This window comes from Mycobacterium adipatum, assembly GCF_001644575.1.
GTDB lineage: Bacteria > Actinomycetota > Actinomycetes > Mycobacteriales > Mycobacteriaceae > Mycobacterium > Mycobacterium adipatum.
Window position 1 is genome coordinate 1,041,979 of record NZ_CP015596.1, and the last position, 20,164, is coordinate 1,062,142.

12 protein-coding genes are annotated in these 20,164 nt (G+C 68.3%); 4 read left to right on the top strand and 8 right to left on the bottom strand.

Annotated features, from left to right (window positions below):
• Positions 1 to 11 precede the first annotated feature (11 nt).
• The 3 genes from A7U43_RS04815 (at position 12) to A7U43_RS04825 (ending at position 2,491) form a co-directional block, all read left to right on the top strand.
• On the top strand, positions 12 to 1,571 hold the full coding sequence (locus A7U43_RS04815; RefSeq protein ID WP_197500023.1) for an acyl-CoA carboxylase subunit beta: 1,560 nt from the start codon (positions 12 to 14) through the stop codon (positions 1,569 to 1,571).
• A gap of 75 nt (positions 1,572 to 1,646) precedes the next feature.
• Positions 1,647 to 2,060 (top strand): hypothetical protein, encoded by a 414-nt coding sequence (locus tag A7U43_RS04820; RefSeq protein WP_067991763.1) that lies wholly within the window; start codon positions 1,647 to 1,649, stop codon positions 2,058 to 2,060.
• Positions 2,057 to 2,491 (top strand): RDD family protein, encoded by a 435-nt coding sequence (locus tag A7U43_RS04825; protein WP_067991766.1) that lies wholly within the window; start codon positions 2,057 to 2,059, stop codon positions 2,489 to 2,491. The genes A7U43_RS04820 and A7U43_RS04825 overlap by 4 nt, the downstream gene beginning before the upstream one ends.
• Here the strand turns inward: A7U43_RS04825 and A7U43_RS04830 are convergent.
• Genes A7U43_RS04830 through A7U43_RS04845 form a run of 4 tightly spaced genes read right to left on the bottom strand, consistent with a single transcriptional unit; the run spans position 2,488 to position 10,922 of the window.
• Positions 2,488 to 3,360, bottom strand: a complete 873-nt coding sequence (locus A7U43_RS04830) for an MBL fold metallo-hydrolase (protein WP_067991769.1) — start codon at positions 3,358 to 3,360, stop codon at positions 2,488 to 2,490. The genes A7U43_RS04825 and A7U43_RS04830 overlap by 4 nt on opposite strands.
• Before the next feature lies 1 nt (position 3,361).
• Positions 3,362 to 6,541 carry an arabinosyltransferase domain-containing protein gene (locus A7U43_RS04835; RefSeq protein ID WP_068001926.1) on the bottom strand — a complete coding sequence of 1,060 codons (3,180 nt, stop codon included), beginning with the start codon at positions 6,539 to 6,541 and terminating at the stop codon, positions 3,362 to 3,364.
• Between the two features lie 5 nt (positions 6,542 to 6,546).
• Positions 6,547 to 9,792, bottom strand: a complete 3,246-nt coding sequence (locus tag A7U43_RS04840) for an arabinosyltransferase domain-containing protein (RefSeq protein ID WP_067991774.1) — start codon at positions 9,790 to 9,792, stop codon at positions 6,547 to 6,549.
• A gap of 50 nt (positions 9,793 to 9,842) precedes the next feature.
• Complete coding sequence (locus tag A7U43_RS04845) at positions 9,843 to 10,922, bottom strand: alkane 1-monooxygenase (protein WP_082902021.1); 1,080 nt, start codon at positions 10,920 to 10,922, stop codon at positions 9,843 to 9,845.
• A gap of 180 nt (positions 10,923 to 11,102) precedes the next feature.
• On the opposite strand from A7U43_RS04845, the gene A7U43_RS04850 reads away from it, so the two are divergent.
• On the top strand, positions 11,103 to 12,713 hold the full coding sequence (locus tag A7U43_RS04850) for a GMC oxidoreductase (protein WP_156525845.1): 1,611 nt from the start codon (positions 11,103 to 11,105) through the stop codon (positions 12,711 to 12,713).
• 148 nt (positions 12,714 to 12,861) lie between these two features.
• Here the strand turns inward: A7U43_RS04850 and A7U43_RS04855 are convergent, their stop codons facing one another.
• Genes A7U43_RS04855 through A7U43_RS04870 form a run of 4 tightly spaced genes read right to left on the bottom strand, consistent with a single transcriptional unit; the run spans position 12,862 to position 20,144 of the window.
• Positions 12,862 to 16,077: an arabinosyltransferase domain-containing protein gene (locus tag A7U43_RS04855; RefSeq protein WP_067991781.1), complete on the bottom strand. Its 3,216-nt coding sequence runs from the start codon at positions 16,075 to 16,077 to the stop codon at positions 12,862 to 12,864.
• Positions 16,077 to 17,930 carry a galactan 5-O-arabinofuranosyltransferase gene (locus tag A7U43_RS04860; protein ID WP_067991784.1) on the bottom strand — a complete coding sequence of 618 codons (1,854 nt, stop codon included), beginning with the start codon at positions 17,928 to 17,930 and terminating at the stop codon, positions 16,077 to 16,079. The genes A7U43_RS04855 and A7U43_RS04860 overlap by 1 nt, the downstream gene beginning before the upstream one ends.
• Positions 17,930 to 18,709, bottom strand: a complete 780-nt coding sequence (locus A7U43_RS04865; RefSeq protein ID WP_067991789.1) for a decaprenylphospho-beta-D-erythro-pentofuranosid-2-ulose 2-reductase — start codon at positions 18,707 to 18,709, stop codon at positions 17,930 to 17,932. The genes A7U43_RS04860 and A7U43_RS04865 overlap by 1 nt, the downstream gene beginning before the upstream one ends.
• 34 nt (positions 18,710 to 18,743) lie before the next feature.
• The gene (locus A7U43_RS04870) at positions 18,744 to 20,144 is read right to left on the bottom strand and encodes an FAD-binding oxidoreductase (RefSeq protein ID WP_067991791.1); all 1,401 of its coding nucleotides are present in this window, start codon (positions 20,142 to 20,144) and stop codon (positions 18,744 to 18,746) included.
• Between the last annotated feature and the right edge of the window lie 20 nt (positions 20,145 to 20,164).

The following is a 20,164-nucleotide window of genomic DNA, read 5'->3' on the forward strand; positions in this document are numbered from 1 at the left end:
CGGAAACCCCCGTGCAGCCCACCTCGCACACCACCGCCGAGAAGCTGGCCGAGCTCCGCGAAAAGTTGGAGCTGGCAAAGGATCCCGGCGATGAGAAGGCGAAGGCCCGGCGGGACAAGAAGGGCATCCCGAGCGCGCGCGCCCGGATCCATGCGCTGCTGGACCCGGGCAGCTTCCTGGAGATCGGTGCGCTGGCCAAGACCCCGGGCGACCCGAACGCCTTCTTCGGCGATGGTGTGGTGACCGGTCACGGCACCATCGACGGCCGGCCCGTCGGCGTGTTCAGCCACGACCAGACGGTTTTCCAGGGTTCGGTCGGCGAGATGTTCGGCCGCAAGGTGGCCAAGCTGATGGAGTGGGTGGCCATGGTCGGCTGCCCGATCATCGGCATCAACGACTCGGCGGGCGCCCGCATCCAGGACACCGCCACCTCACTGGCCTGGTACGCCGAACTCGGCCGCCGCCACGAGATGTTGCGCGGCCTGGTCCCGGAGATCTCGCTCATCTTCGGCAAGTGTGCCGGTGGCGCCGTATATTCGCCGATCCAGACGGATCTGGTTGTCGCGGTGCGCGATCAGGGCTACATGTTCATCACCGGCCCGGATGTCATCAAGGATGTCACCGGCGAGGACGTCACCTTCGACGAGCTCGGTGGCGCCGATGTGCAGGCACAGCGCGGCAACATCCACAAGGTGGTGGAGTCCGAGGCGGCCGCCTATCAGTACGTCCGGGACTACCTGAGCTTCCTGCCGTCCAACCACTTCGACGATGTGCCGATCGTCAACCCGGGCTTGGAGCCGGAGATCACCGCGTCCGATCTGGAGCTCGACACGATCGTGCCGGATTCGGACAACCAGGCCTACGACATGCATGAGATCCTGCTCCGGATCTTCGATGACGGCGATGTATTCGAGATCGCCGATCAGCGCAGCCCGTCGATGATCACCGCGTTCGCGCGCGTGGACGGCCGGCCCGTCGGAGTGGTCGCCAACCAGCCGATGCACATGTCGGGCGCGGTCGGCAACGAGGCGTCGGACAAGGCGGCCGGGTTCATCCGGTTCTGTGACTCGTTCAATCTGCCACTGGTTTTCGTCGTCGATACCCCCGGGGCGATGCCGGGCCTCGAGGAGGAGCGGGGCGGCATCATCAAGCGCGGCGGACGGTTCTTCAACGCCATCGTCGAGGCGGATGTGCCCAAGGTGACCATCGTGGTGCGCAAGGCCTACGGCGGCGGGTACGCGGTGATGGGTTCCAAGCAGCTCTCCGCGGACCTGAACTACGCCTGGCCGACGGCGCGTATCGCGGTGATCGGCGCCGAGGGCGCCGCCCAGCTACTGGTGAAGCGGTTCCCCGATCCCACCGCACCCGAGGTGCAGAAGATCCGGGCCGATTTCATCGAGGGCTACAACGCCAACCTGGCCACCCCGTGGATCGCCGCCGAACGTGGCTATATCGACGGGGTCATCGAACCGCACCAGACCCGGCTGCTGATCCGTCGGTCGTTGCGGCTGCTGCGGGACAAGCAGCCCGTCAACAAGGTGCTGCGCAAGCACGGCCTGACCCCGCTGTAGCGGAAGCTCGGGGCGCTCCGAACCTTCCTGCGAAGCGGGCGACCAGCACCCCCGGCAGCCCACTACGATGCAACGATGTCGGACAAGGCGTTGCCGCCTGCGGTCACCGTGGCACTCGGGGCCGTCGCCGGCGTCGCGGACGGTGTCGCCGTGCTCTACCGGGGTGCCGAGGGGCTGCCGGTGCTGGGCTCCTGGCTGCGGCGCACCCGGGTGGAGTTGCAGGCCCGCGGTGAGCGGGTGTTGGCCGCCGGCATCGAGGTCATTCTCGACGAACTCGACCTGAACACCCTGGCCCGTCAACGTCTCGACCTCATCGGCCTGGCCAATGAGGTGGTGGACGGGATCGACCTGCCCGCGATCATCAGGCAGTCCACCGACTCGGTGACCGCCGAGGTGATGACCGACGTGCGCACCCAGGGTGAGCGCGGCGACGATCTGGTGTCGGGATTCGTCGACCGGCTGCTCGGGCGGGAACGGGACCAGCGGTGAACGCGCCCGCCGCGCGACGGGTCGCCGGCATCGTCAGCCGCGGGGTGGCGGCCGTCATCGACCTGGTGTTCGTCGGTGTGGTGCTGGCCGGGTTGTATGTCGGTCTCATCCTGGTTCGGCTGATGCTGCACCCGTCATCGTTCAGCTTCCCGACCGTGGGGGTGGTGTTCTCCACGGCGGTGATGTTCGGTGTCGCGGTGCTCTACCTGACGGCTTGCTGGTCGGTCTCGGGCTGCACCGTGGGTGCGGTCACCATGGGGTTGCGGGTGACCGGTCGTCACGGCGCCCGGATCGCACCGGCCCGCGCCCTGATCCGCGCGGTGGCCTGTGTGCTGTTCCCGGTGGGTCTGCTGTGGGTGGCTGTCGACGCGCACCGGCGGTCGGTACAGGACATCGTGCTGGGCAGTCGGGTCGTCTACGTCAAGCCCTAGATCGGTTCGAGCTCCAGCCAGCCGTCGACCTGGAACGCATCCCCGCGAGCGACCAGGGTGGCCCCGCCGTGGCCGGGATAGTGCGCCGGGATGACGGCGGCACGGCGGCGGGCGGCCTCGGTGAACACCCGCTTGCGGGTCGCCGCGGCGGCCGCGGCATCGACGTCGAAGGCGCACGGATCCGACGGCCGCGGGATCTGGATGGGGCAGTGGGTCAGATCGCCCACGAACACCGCGGGCCTACCGGCATCCAGCCACAGCACCGATGAGCCCGGTGTGTGTCCGGCCGCGGGCCGCAACCACACCGAATCGCTCAACTGGTGCTCGCCGCTGAACAATTCGACCTGTCCGGCCTCCAGCACCGGCGCCACGCTGTCGTCGAACACCAGGCGTGCCGCGTCATCGCAACCCGGACCGTCGGGGCAGAAATACCGGAAATCGGCCTCCGGCAGCAGATAACGCGCGTTGGGAAAGGTGGGCACCCAGGCGCCGCCGGAGGCCATCGTGTTCCAGCCGACGTGATCGCTGTGCAGGTGGGTGTTGAGCACCACATCGACACTGTCGGGGCTGACGCCGGCGGCGGTGAGCGCCTGGAGGAAGCCGGTGTCGAGGTGGTGCAGCACCGGGATGGCCGGACGCTCCCGGCCATTGCCCACCCCGGTGTCGATCAGCACCCGCAGCCCGTCCACATCGATGACCCAGGTCTGGATGGCCACCCGCCATCGCCGGGTGTCCGGGTTGACGAACGTGGGCACCAGCAGGTCGGCATGGTCCGACCACGCCCGCTCCGGCGTGTGGCCGAACATCTCGACACCCGGCTCGAACGAGGTCTCCACCACCCGGGTCAGGACGGCGTTCCCGAGGCGCATGTCAGGGTCCGATGCGGATCTCGCCGGGCGAGTACAACCCGGAGTGGGTGGAGCTGCCCAAGTCGATCTGGGCGGGCTCGGCGTCGACGATGGTGTCGAATCGGCGCAGCGAACCCCAATCCTGGCCCCAGTCCTCGGACAGATAGGTCGACATCACCGAGGCCCGCAGCAGCAGATCGGTGATCCCCAGCAGGCCGCCTTCCAGGCCGTTCTGCCAGGTGTCGGTGCTCTGCAGTTTGGCGAAGTAGTCCGGTGAGATGCGGAACTTCGGGATCTCGGTGACGCCGTTTGCGTGCAGCATCGGTTGCTGGCACGGGAAGGCCAGGCCGACCGCCCAGTCCAGCAGCACGGGTTGGCGCGAGCCGACGTACTCCTGCACCGAACGCACCTCGGGGACCCGGGGCGGGGTCACCGCGATCCAATCACCTTGGCCCAGCGACAGATCCTCGGCGACGACCCGGACGGCCACCGCGTCGGCCGGGACCTGCTCGCGCGGGTAACGCAGGTTGCGCCACGACGGTGTCGGACCGATGTCGTAGGGGCGCACCCGGCCTGCGGGCTGCGGGGAGCCGTCCGGACCGGCGACCGCGTATTCGAGTTCCACTGTCTGCCCGGTGGTTTCACCGTCGGCGACGCTCATCCCGGAGATCGTGCCCGCCGCGGTGATGGTGATCAGCGGGTGCGCGTCATCGGCCGCGGGTAGCTCGTACCAGGCCGAGGTGAGCCGGCTCTCTTGTTGCGCCCCGGTCGAATACGTTCCGGCCACCGGCACCCGTGCCGGGTCGAGCCCGTACGGCAGGGGCACCCGGGACCCGTTGACTCCGGGCCGCGGCAGCCGGATCGGGCGGTTCCAGTCGTAATCGGTGCCGGGCTGCGGATTGTTCAGGCGGATGGCCTCGGCGATGATCCGGTCGGGTACCCCGTTCGGGGAGAACCCGGGCGCCGCGGCTCCGCCCAGCGGCCCCAGCGGACCGTAGTCGCCGGGCAGTGGCCGCAGGAAGCCGGCGTTGGAATCCGGTTCGACCAGGACGTCATCGGCCATGCCGCAGCCACCGGCGAAGGCGCGAATGTTGGCCCAGCCGTTGGAGTAGGTCGGGTATTGACGTACCACACCGATGCTCATGGACGCCACGAACACCACCACCATGAAGCCGGCGGCGATCGGGATCGGTGCGGCGGTGAGTCGGTCGACGACGCGTGAGCCCTGCCGGCCCGACACGTGTAACCAGAACGCCCACAGTGCGGCGATCGCGAAGAGCGCGAAGAACACGGTGCTGACCGTCACCGGACCCAGCTTGGGCACCGAATTATTGAACGGCACGCCGAAGTTCGACACGTACCACCACCCGTTGACCGAGGCGAAGCACAGTGCCAGCACGAAGAACACCAGCGACAGGAACGCCATCCGGTTGCGGGCCGACCGCAGCACCGCCGGCGACACCATCACCGTGGCCAGCGCGGCCATCGCGCCCGCTACCGCCGCGAAGAGTCCGAAGTGGTGAATCCACTTGGTGGGGGTGAACATCAGGAAGAAGATCGTCGCGAAGATGATGCCCATCAGCCGCCACGCGGGTCCGCGGGCGATCCCGGCGATCCGCTTGCGGCGCAACATCATGAACAGTGCGGGGAACATGCACATCGCGGTGAACAGGAAGGCGAACCGACGCGAGATGGCGCCGTCGACGGTCGGCAGCACCAGGTAGTAGTAGCGCAGGTTCTCGGTGTACCACTCCTGGCTGGGGCCGATCGCGGTGCGAATCCGGGTGGCCTCCAGCACCGTCGCCAGAGTCTGGTCGGCGAACACCACCGCCAGGATGACGGTGCCGGCGGCCAGCAGCGGGGCCAGCAGCGCGAGCGTGCCCACCTGGGCGCGACGGCGCATGATGATCCGCAGGATGGGCCGGCCGCCGGCCACCAGTGCGGCCACCGCGATCAGGCCGGTGGGCTGGATGCCGAGGGTGAAGGCGGCCGAGATGATGGCCAGCGCCGCCGGTGTGAGCCGCCCGGAGCTGACCGCGCGCTCGATCAGCACGTAGGTGATCAGCGCGCCGGTGGCGATCTGACCCTCGGGCCGCAGCCCGTTGTTGAACGGCATCCAGGCGCCGAGCAGCACCAGGCCCGCCGCCCACAGCGCGGGACGGCTGGCGACCACGGCGGGCCCGAGCCGGGGCAGGACCTCGCGGGACAACAGCAGCCAGCACACCAGCGCGCAGATCAGATCGGGCAGCCGGATCCAGATGCTGGCGTCGCTCACCCGGGTCATCAGCGCCAGCACGTTGTAGTACCAGCCGAAGGGGTCCTCGGGGCTGCCGAACCAGCGGAAGTAGTTGGCCATGTAGCCGCCGTGATCGGCGACCCGGGCCATCTGCAGGATGTAGCCGTCGTCGGATGAGTTGGTGCCCAGGACATACCAGAGCGCGAAACCGCCCACCACGACACCGTCGACCGGGGTCGCCGTCTTCCAGCGGGTGGGAATCAGCCGGTGCATGCGACGGCCGTCGAGGCGGTCCAGACGCCACAGCGCCAGCACCGCGATGACCGTCGACAGGATCGCCAGCACGATCGCGGTGAGTTTGACTGCCGTCGGGTGCGTGGTGAACCTGGTGTCGATATCTGCCGACAGTGACAACCCCTGGGGTGCGGGGCCGGTCAGGTCGGTGAACACGCCGACCACCGCCGGGCGCAGGTTCGGGTCCGGGAACCCGGAGCGCTGCGGGCTGCCGTCCGGTTTGGTCAGCCCGACGAACTCGGCGTAGGTGCCGTCATGGTCGGAGGTGATCTCGATCTGCGAACAACGGTCCATGCGGTCGCGTTCGACGCTGGCCACCACCACATTGCGGACGATGACATCGACCCGGGCCGGGCTGCCCGCGCTCGGCTCGGTGACGTTGACCAGCATCGCGTTCAATGCGGCGTCTCTGCCCTCGGCGGGTGCGGTGCCCATCACCAGGCCCCCGTCGGCGGGCATGTCCCGGATCACCGAGCAGGGCACCGTGGCGGTCAAACTCACCGGTGCCTGGGAGATCAGCGGTGCCGTGACATTCGAGAGCTGGCCCGCCTGCGGCCAATTCAACGTCGCGGTGGTCTGAGTGACCGGCAGCAGTGGCACCGCGACCGCCATCACGAAGCCGAGCAGGCCGGCGATGATGGCGACCCAGCGGGCGATCTTCACATCACTCATCGCGTTCACGGGAGGGCCCTGATCGGTCCGCCGCGACTCCAGCCGAACACGTTTTCGGTCCCTTCTTCGATGACTGCGTCGGGCGCGATATCGCGTGGCACCACCCGGATGTACCGTTCGATCGAACCCCAGTCCCGATACCAGTCGTCGCGCAGATAGGTCGGGATGGTCGAGGTGCGCAGCAACGCCTGGATGAACAGGAACGGCCCGCCGTCGTCGGCGGACTGCCACTGATTCGACGAAACCACCATCTGCTTGAAGTTCGGGATGATCCGGTAATCGGGCAGTTCGGCGACACCGAGGTGTTCGGTGAACGGTCGCTGGCAGGGGAAGTTGGCCGCGGTCGCGATGTCCATCAGTACCGGGGTTTGTGCGCCGAGGTACTGCTGCGCGGTCTGCAGCACCGGCACCCGCGGCGGCGTGAACCCGAACCACTGATCCTCGGACAGGTTCGGGTCATCGGCCACGATCCGGGCCACATTGGCCTCCGGCGGCGCCCACGCGAGCGGGAAACGCAGGTTGCGCCAAGCCTTCTGCTGGAAGATGTCGATCGGCTGCACCTCCGCCAGCGCCTGGTAGCTGCCGTCCGGGCGGTGCACCCCCCACTGCAGTTTCAGGGACTGCCCGTAGTTGAAGGAGCCGTCCTCCTCGTAGAACCAGATGGCACCCACCGCGGCGACGGTCACCAGCGGCCGGTCCGGGCTGCGTGGGGGCAGTTGGTACCAGGCCGACGTCGCCTTGGCGGCAACGGTGTTCTCGTCGAAACTGCCCATCACCGGCGTGCGCTGCGGGTCCAGCCCGAACGGTAGGTACACCCGTGAGCCGTTCACCCCCTCGGGGCCGTAGCCGCCCCCGGTGCCCGCGGCGTAGCCGACCCCGATATTGGGTTTGTCGACGGGGCCGTCGGAGTTCGGGGTGCCCGGGTTGGCGGCCACCGGTTCGGCGGGCTCCAGGGTGTCGCTGACGCCGTTGGGGGTGAACCCGACGGGCTTTTCCCCACCGAGCGGGCCGTACTCACCGTAGCGTTGACCCGGAACCGGTTGCAGCAGGCCGGCATTGGGGTCGGCTTCGACGAGCACAGCATCGGCCATCGCGCAGCTGTCAGCGCCCAGCCCGGACCGCAGCGCGGACAGGCTGGCCGACCCGGTGGTGTACACGGGGTAGCGGCTCGCGGTGGCCTTGAGCATCGAGCCGAGCTCGAGCACGACCATGATGACCGCGACGATCAACAGCGGGGTGGACGCCAGCGCCCGGTTGCGGCCGGTGTCGGCAACCTCGGTGTGCCCGGCGTAGTCGATGCGGAAGTGCAGCCAGGCCGTCAGCAGGCCGCCGGCGATCGCCAGCACCAAGAAGATGGTGGTCACCGGGAAGCCGACGATGACGGGCTGCTTGTCGAACCACGGCACCCCGTAGTTGCCGGTGTAGAACCAGCCGTTGAGGCCCGAGGTGGCCCACGCCAGCACGAACAGCAGCGCGGTGACGTACAGCGCGAGATTGCGCCTGCTGTGCAATCCGACCCGGGCCAGTGCGAAGGCCGTCACCCCGCCCAGGGCGCCGGCCAGACCGGCGAATGCGCCGAACTGGATGGCCCATTTCGTCGGGGTGAACGTCAGCAGCAGCAGCCCGATACCGGTACTGCCGATCAACCGCCACACCGGGCCGTTCATCGCGCCGGGCACGGTGCCCCGGCGCAGCATCACCATCAGCAGGCCGAACAGGCACAGCAGCAGGATCAGCACCGCGAACCGACGGGTCAGCGATCCGTCGACGCTGTCCTCCACGGTCAGGAAGTAGTACCGCAGGAATTCCTGGTACCAGGGGATCGTCGGGCCGACCACGTATTTGATGCGCGCCGACTCGGCGACCGAGGCCAGCGTCTGATCGCGGAAGACGATGACGAAGATCAGCGAGGCGGCCGCGGCCAGCGGGGCCAGCTGGGCGGCCAGGCCGAGTTGGGGGCGACGCTCGGCGATGACCCGGGTGATCGTGCGGGCACCGACCAGCAGGGGCGCGAGGGCGATGAGGCCCTGCGGAGCCAACGTGATGCAGAACGCGGCGACGACGATCGCGGCCGCCGTCGGCCACAACCAGCGCCGGCCGACCGACCATTCGACCAGCACCCAGATCAGCACGACGCCGAAGGCGATGAGCGGTTCCGGGCGCAGACCGTTGTTGAACGGCAGCCAGGCCGCCAGGAAGACCGCAGCCGCCGTCCATACGGCCGCCCGGTTGCGGGCCAGCCGGGTGCCCAGTCGCGGCAGCACGACGTGGCTCAGCAGCAGCCAGGTGCCGATCGCGGCGGCGGTGGCGGGCAGCCGCATCCAGACCCCGGCGGTGCTGATCGACGCCAGCTGGGCGAGCACGCTCTGGTACCAGTCGAACGGCGCTTCCGGCGCCCCGAAATAGCGGAAGTAGTTGGTGAAGTACCCGGCATCGCCGGACACCCTCGCGATCGTCAGGTTGTAGCCGTCATCCGATGACGGCGGCCCGACGATATGCCAGGCCAGCAACCCACCCAGCACCCCGACGTCGGCGATCCAGACCGCCAGGGGCGGGCGGCGCCTGCCGCCGGGCGGCGCGCGCCGGCCGGCGGCGCGGTCCAGCCAGGCCAGCGCGAGGATCGAGGCCAGCACGGCGGCAACCCCGAGCACCATCACCGCGGTCTTGAGCACGGTCGGCGATGTGATGAAGCGGGTGTCGACGTCCACGCGGGCGTTCAGGCCGGCATCCGGTGCGACGCGCAGGTCGGTGAACAGGCCCGCCACCTGTGGGCGCTTGTCGAGACCGAGAGTGCCGGTGGCGCCGGGGATGCCGACGAAGTCCGCGCCGACCGCGCCGACATCGGCCCAGATACGCAGTTCACTGCACGCGCCGGAATCGACGGCAGCGCGTGGCGCGACGGCGGCGACGGTGTTGCGGAACGCGACGTAGACGACGTCGGCGTTGGCGTTGACGAACAGGCCGTTGCGCCCGGCATCGATACCGTCCGCCGGGATGGTGGAGAACACCAGGCCGCCCTCGGCGGGCAGGCTGGCCACCGCCCGGCACGGGATGGTCACGGCCAGTGACTTGGGCGCACCGGAGACCAGCGGCGCGGTCACGTCACCGGCGTAGCCGTCGGCGTTGGCGGCCTGCGGCCATTGGATCGTCGCGGTGCTCTGCCGCACCGGGAGCAGCGGGGCAAGCGCACAGAGCAGGAACCCAACGAGGCCCGTGATGACGGCGAGCAGGCGGACTGTCCTATCGGGCACGAGGCTCAAGGGTAAGCGACATCCGGGCCGGCACCGCCGGACGACCCGCTCTAGCGCCGAACGGGTCGCAGCGCCGCCAGCCGGATATCGCCGCCGTAGTGCGCCAACACCCGGGGATTCATCACCCGGCGCCACAGCGGCGGGCACCAGGCCAGCACCAGCATGCTGCCGTACCCGGTGGGCAGCTGCGGTGCCTGATCGGAGTGCTGCAGGGTCTGGTAGCGCTTCTGCGGGTTGGCGTGATGGTCGGAGTGCCGCTGCAGGTGGTACAGGAACACGTTGGCGATCAGGGTGTCGCTGTTCCAGCTGTGCCGCTGACCGACCCGCTCGTAGCGGCCGTCGGCCAGGCGCTGCCGGCGCAGGCCGTAATGCTCGAGGTAGTTCACCGTCTCCAGCAGGCAGACGCCGATGATCGCCTGCCCGATGAGCCACGGGATGATGACGGCGCCGAACCAGGCGACCAGCCCGGCGAAGATGGCCGCCGACAGCAACCAGGCGTTGAGGATGTCGTTGTGCAGACTCCAGCGCGATCGGCCGGCCTGAGCCAGCCGCACGCTTTCCAGGTGCCACGCCGAGCGCAGCCCGCCCAGCACGGACCGCGGGATGAAGTGATAGACGCTCTCGTCCAGGCGCGCGCTGGCGGGATCCTCGGGCGTCGCCACCCGCAGATGGTGCCCGCGATTGTGTTCGACGAAGAAATGACCATATCCAGTTTGCGCGAGAGCGATCTTGCTGAGTCGTTTTTCGGCACTTGCGCGCCGGTGGCCCAATTCGTGTGCGGCATTGATCGCGATTCCGCCGACAATTCCGACGGTCACCATCAAGCCGATCTTGTCGACGGTGGACATCGTCAGCCAGCCGCCGCCGCTGAACAGCCAGCACGCGAAGATCAGCGAAAGGTACTGGTTGGGCAGGTAAAGATAGTTGACCCAACGGTAGAACGGGTCGTTTTCCAGATCTTCGGCAATGTCCCCGGAGGCCGAAGTGTCGTCTGCGCCAATTAGCTGGTCAAGCACCGGAATCACGACGAATGCCAGCATCGGGCCGACCCACCAGAACACCTGCTGGCCGGTCAGGTGAACCAGCAACCAGGCCAATCCCACCATCCCCGGAACGATCGCACCGAGCATCCACAGATACCGCTTTACAGGCCGCCACGTGGGCGTTCTGCCGGTCTGTGCGTCAGTCACTTCGTATCCTTGCGGGGGATGGAGCGAACAAGTTCCTGGTGCCTATTTAACCTGGTTGTGCGAGCAGTGCAAACACGGAGCCGTAACGAATGAGGATTTTGCTGTGAGGTTGGTGAACGGGTGCCCAAGATCGAGCTGACACGACGGCGATTCCTCGGTGCCGCGGCCGGTGCCGCAGCCGGTGCCTTCGGGGTGGCTGCCTGTTCGTCGGGGCGACCCGAGTCCCGGGCGTTTCACCAGGCCATCGTCGTCGGCAGCGGTTACGGCGGCGGGGTGAGCGCGTTGCGCCTGGGCGAGGCGGGGGTGGACACCCTGATCCTGGAACGTGGACGGCTGTGGGACACCCCCGACGAGGACGGCACACGCTTCACCAAGATGTTGCCGGCCGACACCCGTGCGGGCTGGTTCCGCGATGTCCCGCCGAGCCTGGTGCCGTCCTTCCGCGGGATCTCGGTGAACGCGGTGGCGGCGCAGAATCCGGGGGCCCAGCCGATCCAGGCCGGGATCTGCGACAAGGTGACCTACGGCGCCCACGATGTGTTCCGCGGGATCGCGGTCGGGGGCGGTTCGATGGTCAATGCGGCCATCGCGGCGATACCGACCCCCGAGCAGGTGCGGGCGGCGTTCCCGGATATCGACCCGAACGAGTTCCTGGGCACCTATGTCGAGCGCGCCAGGACCGCGCTGCAGATCAGCTACCGTGATCCGGGCTGGTTCGAAGAGACGCCGTGGTTCCAGTACGCCCGGGTCGGGCGGCGCTACGCCGAGACCGCCGGTTATGGCGTCGACATCAACGGCAGCGCCTACTCCTTCGATTACATGATGCGCGAGGCCGCCGGGGAGGTGCCGCGGTCGGCGCTGGACTGGGAGTGCCAGTACGGCAACAACCACGGGCGGCTCGGCAGCGTCGATCAAACCTATGTGGCCGCCGCGCTCAAGACCGGGAAGGTCGCGCTGCGGCCGCTGACCGAGGTGACCGGGATCCGCCAGGAATCTTCGGGCGAGTACGTGGTGTCCACCCGCGAGATCGACCGCTGGGGCAAGGAAGTCGGCCGTGACGAGATCGGTTGTGAGCAACTCTATCTGGCCGCCGGGGTGTTGGGCACGACACACCTGCTGCTGCGCGCCCGCGAGACCGGGGACTTGGCCAATCTGCACGACGAGATCGGCAACGGGTACGGCAACAACGGCGACATCATGGTCTCGCACAACACCGCCGAGCCGGTGGGCACCCAGCAGTCACTGTTGGGCATGATCAACCTGGACGGCCGCGGCGATCCCGATAATCCGGTGTACGCCAGCATGTTCTCGTTGCCGTTGCCGGTGGAGACGAACGCGTTGGGCTACTACGCGATGGTGCGCACCGGCGATCGGGCGGTGATCAGCTATGACCGCCAGTCGGACACCATCGGTATCGACTGGCCGCAGAGCCACACCGACCATCTCATCGAGCGTGCGCGGATGGTGTTCGACCGGGTCACCGGCGCCAACGGTGTCGACTACCGGGATGACCTCTTCGAGGGAAAGGTGTTCGCACCCAACACCGTGCACCCGCTGGGCGGTTGCGTACGGGGTGCGGCGACGGATCTGTTCGGGCGGGTCAACGGTCACGACAAGCTTTACGTCAACGATGCGTCGCTGATCCCCGGCTACATCGGCTGCAACCCGTTCATGTCGATCACCGCGCTGGCGGAGCGCAATATCGAGGCGATCCTGGCCGGGCGCCGCTAGCCGATTAGGCGGGTCTACCTCATTTCAGTCTTCGTCGTTGATCTTCCCGCCCGGCTGACATGAGGTACGTCCGGACGCCCTGATCCGTACCTGGTGTCAGTCGAGAGGGCCAACGGTGCCACGCGGCTGAAACCTGGTAGCTAAGCCGCTAGCTGGGCCGTAGCGGCGCCGGGCTCCACAGCCCACTGCGGGTCGCGGTGCCGAGTTCCAGTTCGGCGGGTTTGGCGTTCGGATAGAACTGCCGGAGTTGCTGCAGCGAACCCCAGTCGCGGAACCAGTCGCCCTGCAGGTACGTCGGCACCGGGATGGCGCGCAGCAGCAGCTCGGTGATGCCCAGCGGTCCACCGCCCAGGTAGTCCATCACCGGCGAGTTGGCCTCGGCGCCGAACCGGTCGGGCAGGATGCGCCACTTGGGCACCTCGGTCACGCCGTACCGGTGGAAGAACGGCCGCTGGCATGGGAACGCCAGCCCCACAAGCCAATCCAGCATGACCGGATCGGTCGATCCCACGACGTCCTGCAGGCTGCGCAGCTGCGGGATGCGGGGCGGGGTGACCGCGATCCAGTGCTGGGGTGCCAGATCGTCATCGGTGGCGACCAGCCGCACCCGGGTGGCCGCTTCGGGGATCGCGGACATCGGGGCGCGCAGGTTACGCCAGGCGGGCACCGCGCCGACATCGGCGAAACCGATGGTTCCGCCCGGCTTTCCGTCGGCCGCCTGCTCCTCGGTGGCCCACTGCACCAGCACCTCACCGGCATCGAAACGCCCGGCCGCCGCCACCACCAGCAGCGGACCGCGCTGCCCGCTCGGCGGCAGCCGATACCAGGCCGAGCGCAGGGTGGCGGGCTGCTGCGCACCGGCACGCCAGCTGCCCAGCACGGGGGTGCGGGCCGGGTCGAGGTTGTAGGGCAGCCGCGCCTGCGACCCGTTCACGCCGGCCGCCGCGGTCGTGCCGCCCTCGGTCCCGGGTTCGCTGCCGGTCTCGTCGCTGTTCTCGGAATCGGCGAAGTTACTGGAGCCGGGCTGCTCGGACACCGAGTCCGCCGAGATGTCCGACGGTATCCCGTCCGGACGGAAGTTCTGTGCGGTGCCGGCGCCGAGCGCGGCGCCGACCGGCACATCGATCGGGGTCAGCATGCCGACGTTGGGATCCTGTTCGACCATCACATCGGTGGCCAGTCCACAGGTCTTGCCGCGCAACGCATCCAGGTTGGAGCGCCCCACCGACCAGGCCGGGTATTGCGCGGTGACCGCGAGTGTCAGTGAGATCACCTCGAAGAGCACCACCGCCCAGGTCACCACCGCCAGCGGCGCGCCGGTGAAGCGGCTCCACGGTCGGTCCCCCGAGTCGCGGCCGGCGAAATGTAGCCAGGCCGCCACCAGCAGGGCCAGCACCGAGAGTCCCAGCAGCATGGTGGTGAAGCCGAAATGCCACTCCGGGAACGCGTTCGACCAGGGCACGCCGAAGTTGGATACGTACCACCACCCGTTGACGGTGGCGAACGACAGCGCCGTCACGAACAGGATCACCGCGGTCACGATGGTGCGGTTGCGCTTGGACTTCATCGCCGCCGCGGCGATGGCCACCGCGGCCAGCGCGCCGATCGAGCCCGCCAGGCCGGCGAACACTCCGAAGTGGTGCGTCCACTTGGTCGGGGTGAACATCAGCGACAGGAACGAGATGATGGTGATGCCGATCATCCGCTGGGCCGGGCCGATCGCGGTCCCCGGGATGCGCCCCTTGCGCAGCGTCACCGCGACCGAGATGGCCACCGCCAGTAGCAGTGTCAGCACCGCGAAACGCCGGGCCACCGAGCCGTCGGGACTGGTGGTGAACAGGCGCGAGTAGCGGATGTGCTCGTCGAACCAGGCCAGGCTGGGCCCGATGGTCGACTTGAACGAGCTGGCCTGCAGCTCGCCGACCAACGTCTGGTCCCGGAAGATCAAGAAGATGGTGACGGTGCCCGCGGCGGCGATGGGCGCCAGCAGTGCGGCGTAGCCGAAGCGTGAAACATGGGCGGCCACAATGGTTCTCAACGGGCCGATGGCGACCAGCAGGGCGCCGATCGCGGCGATGCCGGTGGGCCCGGAGAACAGCGTCAGCGCGCCGATGATGATGGCCACCGCGACCGGCAGCAGCCGGCTGGTCGCCACCCCGCGCTCCACCGAGCACCAGGTCAGCAGGATGCCGACGGCGATGATCGGCTCGGGCCGCAGCCCGTTGTTGAGCGGCAGCCAGAACGCCAGGAACATCGCGGCCGCGGTCCACGCGGCGGGGCGGCTGCGCTTGACCGCCGCCCCGAGTCGCGGGATGACCTCGCGGCTGATGACCCACCAGCACGCCAAACCCATCACCAGGGTCGGCAGCCGCACCCAGATGCTGGCCGTGGAGACCTGGGCCCACAGCGCGAGCAGGTCGTAATACCAGCCGAACGGCGCTTCCGGGGTGCCGAACCAGCGGTAGTAGTTGGCCATGTAGCCGGCGTGCTCGGAGACCCGAGCCATCGTCAGGATGTAGCCGTCGTCGGCGGTGTTGGCGCCGACGAAATGCCACCACACCAGCAGCGCGGTCACCAGGGCGTCGAGCTTGGTCATCGACCACCAGCGCTGCGGCAGGAAACGGCGGTGCCGCATGCCGTCGGCGACGTCGAGTCGGTGCAGGGCGGCCAGCGATGCGATCGTCATCACCACACCGAGCACCATCACCAGCGTCTTGAGAAGGGTCGGAGAGCTGCTGTACCGGGTGTCGATGGTCGCGGAGAGTTCCAGGCCGGGCGGCGCCGGGCCGGCCAGGTCGGTGTACACGCCGACGATCTGTGGGCGGAAGTCGTAGCCACCGCGTTCACCGCGCAGCGGTTCGCCGGGATTTTCGTCATCGGGCCCCGCCGTGAGCCCGACGAACTCGCCGGTCACCTTGTCGGCGTGCGCGGTGAAGGTCAGTTCCCGGCATTCGGGGCTGAGCACTTCACTCAGCGGGGCGCTGACCACCGGGGTGTTGCGGACGATGACCAGCAGTTCGTCGTTGACCCGTTCGATGAGCAGTCCGCGGTCGACGGCCTTGGGCGCCTGCTTGGGCACGGTGGACAGCAGCACGTTGCGCGCACCGGTGAGTTCCGCGGCCGCGCTGCACGGGATGGTGATGTTCAGGTCGGTGGCCACATAGCCGATCAGCGGTGCGTCGACGCTGTCGAGGCGCCCGTTCTGCGGCCAGTTCAGGGTCGCGGTGGTCTCGGTGACGGGCAGGAACGGGGTGGCGAGGGCCAGGATGGTGCCCAGCAGACCGGCCACCACAGCGACCAGTCGGGTGGTGCGGTGATTGGCCGGCGCGTCGTTCACGGAGCTAGATGCTAGTTGTCCGGCCATCAACCACCGGCCTGCGGTTTACGGATGGCCAGCACGAACGGTCCTTCGGTGGACACATCCCAGCGCGGATCGTCGAACAGCGCGGCATTCAACTCGACCTGATAGCGCTTGACGTTGGGCTGATTCGGGTACACATCGGCGGCCAGTCGCAGCGTGTAGCTGTCCGGTCCGCCGCGGCGCATCAGGAACACCGTCGGGGCCTGCCAGGGCAGCTGGTCCAGGGCGGTGACGAACTGGTCGGGCGTGGTCAGCAGCGCCCAGCTCTCGATGGCTGCCGAGCGGGCCTCGAACTGCGCCAACGGGTTTGCGTAGTGCGAGGTGAGGCCCTGGAAGCCGTAGTACGGGTAGAAGGACAGGAAGCTGTAGTCCGCGGTCAGCACGACCGTCTCGGTGCGCGGCACGCCGGTCACCGCCAGGATGCGCTCGTCGAGTGCCCGGTAGTACTGCTCGGCGCCGGGTGGACGCCGGTCGGCGCGCTCCCCGTAGCCGTCGGTGTCGGTGTAGGCGACGGTGATATCGGTGTGCAGCACATCGGGGATGTCCTGGCTGAAGGTGACCGCGCCGACGGCGCCGATGGTCGCGGCGACCGCGAAGATGTGCCGGCCCGGGTGCTGGTAGCGGGCCATCACGGCCTGGACCACCCAGATGAACCCGAAAGTGCCCGCGGCGGCCAACAGCACCGACAGGGTGGGCTGCAGGCGGAAGGACAGCAGCGTGGTGCCGACCAGGGTGGTCAGCATGGACAGCAGCGACCAGGCGTAGACGGCCAGCACCGCGACGGTCAACGCCCCGGCTCTGGTGCCGCTGCGGGCGTGCACCACCAGCCACACGGTGCCCAGCATGCACAGCGCGCCGAGCAGGGTGAAGTCCAGCATCGGGAAGGTCAGCTCGGCGCCGTCGATCGGCAGGTAGTGCTGGGCGGTGCCGCTGTCGGCCGGTTCGCCGCGGGCGGCGGCCAGCAGGTAGGGGCCCCAGGTGAGCAGCGCCAGCGCGCCGGCGATGACGCCCATGACCGCCAGGCGCAGCAGCGGCGCGATGCTGCGCCGCGAGACGGCCAGCAGCAGCGCCATCAGGGTGACGGTGAACGCGGCATAGCCGAGCAGCAGGGTGTAGAACAGGGCGGCCACGCCGAGGAAGAGCCCCACGCCGACGATCGCGCCCCACGCACCGGATCTCTTGAGCCCCGACCACGCCAGCACGAAGATCGGCGGCAGCAGCACCGTGATCACCGCGGCGTACGGCTCGGCCGACGTGTAGGCCAGCGTCACCGCCGCGGTGGCGGTGGACACCGCGAGCGCGATCTCGAAACGCAGCATCGCCGACCACAGCACCAGTGCGACCGCGATCGCGGCGGTGATCGAGATGATGGCCCACGGCTTGAACATCTCCCAGGCCGGCATGCCGGTCAGATCGGCGAGCCGGCCGCCGATCCAGAACCAGCCCGCGGGGTAGAACGGCGGCAGGCCGATGTAGGTCATATCGTGCAGCGCCGGGCTGTCGGTCAGCCTGGTCAGGTACTCGGTACGGAACTGCTGGTCCACCGAGATGCCGAACAGGTAGAGCCGGGTGGCGCCGAGCGGCATCGCCAGGGTGACCACCGAGAACGCCGAAAGGAACACCACCGACGCGATGCGTGCCAACACTCGCCGTCCGTGCCGCCACAGTGCGCCGGCGGCGAAAATACCTGCCAGACAGGCGAACTGGCCGACGGTGGTGAGCGCATGCAGCTGGTTGGACGAGTTGTAGGCGGGCCATTCCACGCGGGCGATCGCCAGCAGGGCGACAACGGTCAGCACTGCCGCCGTGGCGACCGCGGCCACCATCTGGCCGGTGACGGCCAGACTCGTGCGCATCAGAAGGGCAGCTTGCGGAAGATCGGCCGCGGGATGTGCCGCAGCACCGACATCAGCACCCGCACCTGCCCCGGCGCCCACACCAGGTCCTTGCCCTTGGCCGCCGAGGTGACCGCCAGTTCGGCGACGTCCTCCTTGTCGACGGTGAAGGGCGCCTCCTTGGCGCCGGTGGCCTTCCAGTGCTCCAGCGTGGTGGTGGTGCGCACCTGCCCAGGGCGGATCACCAGCACATTGACCCCGAACTCCCGCAACGCCTCCCCGAGACCGAGGTAGAAGCCGTCGAGGCCGGCCTTGGTCGAGCCGTACACAAAGTTCGAGCGGCGCACCCGCTCCCCGGCCACCGAGGACATCGCGATGATCTGCCCGAAGCCCTGGGCGCGCAGCTTCTCACCGATCAGCACGCCGACCGAGACCGCCGCGACGTAGTTGATCTGCGCGGTCAGCACGGCCTTGGCCTGGTTCTGCCACAGCTCCTCGGCGTCACCGAGCACTCCGAAGGCCACCACTGCCACGTCGACATCGCCATCGGCCCAGGCGGATTCGATGACGGCGGGATGCGATGCCGGGTCGAGCGCGTCAAAATCGAGGTACTGGACCTCCTTGGCGCCGGCGGCCTGCAGCTGCGCGATGGCGGCGTCCTTCTTGGGCGCACCGGGCAGGTCGGCCAGGATGATCCGGGCCTTTGCGTTGCGCAGGTACCGCTCGGCGATGGCCAGGGCGATCTCGGACGTTCCGCCCAGCAGCAGGATGGTCTGCGGGTTACCGGTGGCGTCGATCATGTTCGCGGGGTTGCCTTTCTACAGCAATTCGAGGCTAGAGCAGTTCAAGACGACGGGCCATATCGGAGGCGAACACGCCGTCCGGGTCGGCCTTGCGGCGGGTGGCGATCCATTCGTCGATGCGCGGATACATCCGGTGGAACTTTTCCGCGCTGACCCGGGAGTCCTTGGCGGTGTACACCCGGCCACCGAATTCCATTGCGCGATCATCGAGCTCGTTGAGGAACTCGTTGACACCGGCCTTGATGGGGAAGTCCATCGCGACGTTCCAGCCGGCCATCGGGAAGCTCAGCGGGGCCTTGTTGCCGGGGCCGAAAAGCTTGAACACGTTCAGCGCCGAGTACTGGCCACTGGTCTGGATCCAGCGGATGATGGCCTTGAACTCGTCGAGAGCATCCGGCGGAACCAGGAACTGGTGCTGAGCAAAACCCTTTGGGCCGTAGGCATTGTTCCAGCCGCTGACCAGGTCGAGCATGTGGTAGAACTGCGACAGGTTCATGATCTTGCCGCTGTAGGTGCCGCCGAGGCGGTAGTAGACCTCGCCGATGGCGGTGAAGGACAACTTGTTCATCGCGCTGACCGGAAAGATGTCTGGGACCTTCAACAGTTGCGGCGCATCGAATTTCAGCGGGTTCTTGGCAAGCTTGGCGGGCAGTTGATCCAGCTTGGCCAGGCTACCCCGGCTGACGGCGGCGCGGCCCAGCTTCGGCGGCGGGCTGATGAGGTCGAACCACGCGCTGGAGTAGGTGAAGTTGTCCTCGCTGCCGTCGGTGTGCACGGCAATGGTCTCGTCGAGGTCGGCCGTGGCGATACCGTCGGCGATGAAATACGCCGTCTCGGTGCGGGTCATGGCGATCCGGGCGCGGATCACGATGCCGGTCAGGCCGTTTCCGCCGATCGTGGCCCAGTACAACTCGCTGTCCGCGCCGTCAGGCGTGAGGGTGCGCACCTGCCCGTCGGCCATCAGCAGGTCCAGTGACAGCACGTGATTGCCGAAGCTTCCGGCGCTGTGGTGATTCTTGCCGTGGATGTCCGAGCCGATGGCGCCACCGACGGTCACCTGCCGGGTGCCCGGCAGTACCGGCACCCAGAGCCCGAATGGCAGCGCCGTCTTCATCAACTGGTCCAGGCTGACCCCGGCGTCCACATCGGCGATCGCGGTCTCCGAGGACAGCGAATGGATGCGGTTGAGTCGGGTCATGTCGACGACGATGCCGCCGCCGTTGCAGGCATGGTCCCCGTAGGACCGGCCCAGGCCGCGGGCCACGATGCCGCGGCGCAGGTAGGACGGACTGGCCGCCGAGGCGTCGGCCACCTGCCGGACTGCGGCAGCGATCACCTCGACATCGGGGGTGGACAGCACCTGCGCCACGCTGGGCGCAGTCTGGCCGAACCCGGTGAGGGATCGGGGCGTGAGGGGGAGGTCGGTAGGCATATCAGTGCCAAAGGTTACCG

Excerpts from the sequence above, each read along its gene's own strand:
- A7U43_RS04855 (WP_067991781.1), bottom strand. The coding sequence starts at position 16,077 with ATGGCCGGACAACTAGCATCTAGCTCCGTGAACGACGCGCCGGCCAAT.
- A7U43_RS04860 (WP_067991784.1), bottom strand. The coding sequence starts at position 17,930 with ATGCGCACGAGTCTGGCCGTCACCGGCCAGATGGTGGCCGCGGTCGCC.
- A7U43_RS04865 (WP_067991789.1), bottom strand. The coding sequence starts at position 18,709 with ATGATCGACGCCACCGGTAACCCGCAGACCATCCTGCTGCTGGGCGGA.
- A7U43_RS04830 (WP_067991769.1), bottom strand. The coding sequence starts at position 3,360 with ATGCGCCTCGGGAACGCCGTCCTGACCCGGGTGGTGGAGACCTCGTTC.
- A7U43_RS04845 (WP_082902021.1), bottom strand. The coding sequence starts at position 10,922 with ATGCTCGGTGCGATCGTTCCGGGGATGGTGGGATTGGCCTGGTTGCTG.
- A7U43_RS04820 (WP_067991763.1), top strand. The coding sequence starts at position 1,647 with ATGTCGGACAAGGCGTTGCCGCCTGCGGTCACCGTGGCACTCGGGGCC.
- A7U43_RS04835 (WP_068001926.1), bottom strand. The coding sequence starts at position 6,541 with ATGAGTGATGTGAAGATCGCCCGCTGGGTCGCCATCATCGCCGGCCTG.
- A7U43_RS04870 (WP_067991791.1), bottom strand. The coding sequence starts at position 20,144 with ATGCCTACCGACCTCCCCCTCACGCCCCGATCCCTCACCGGGTTCGGC.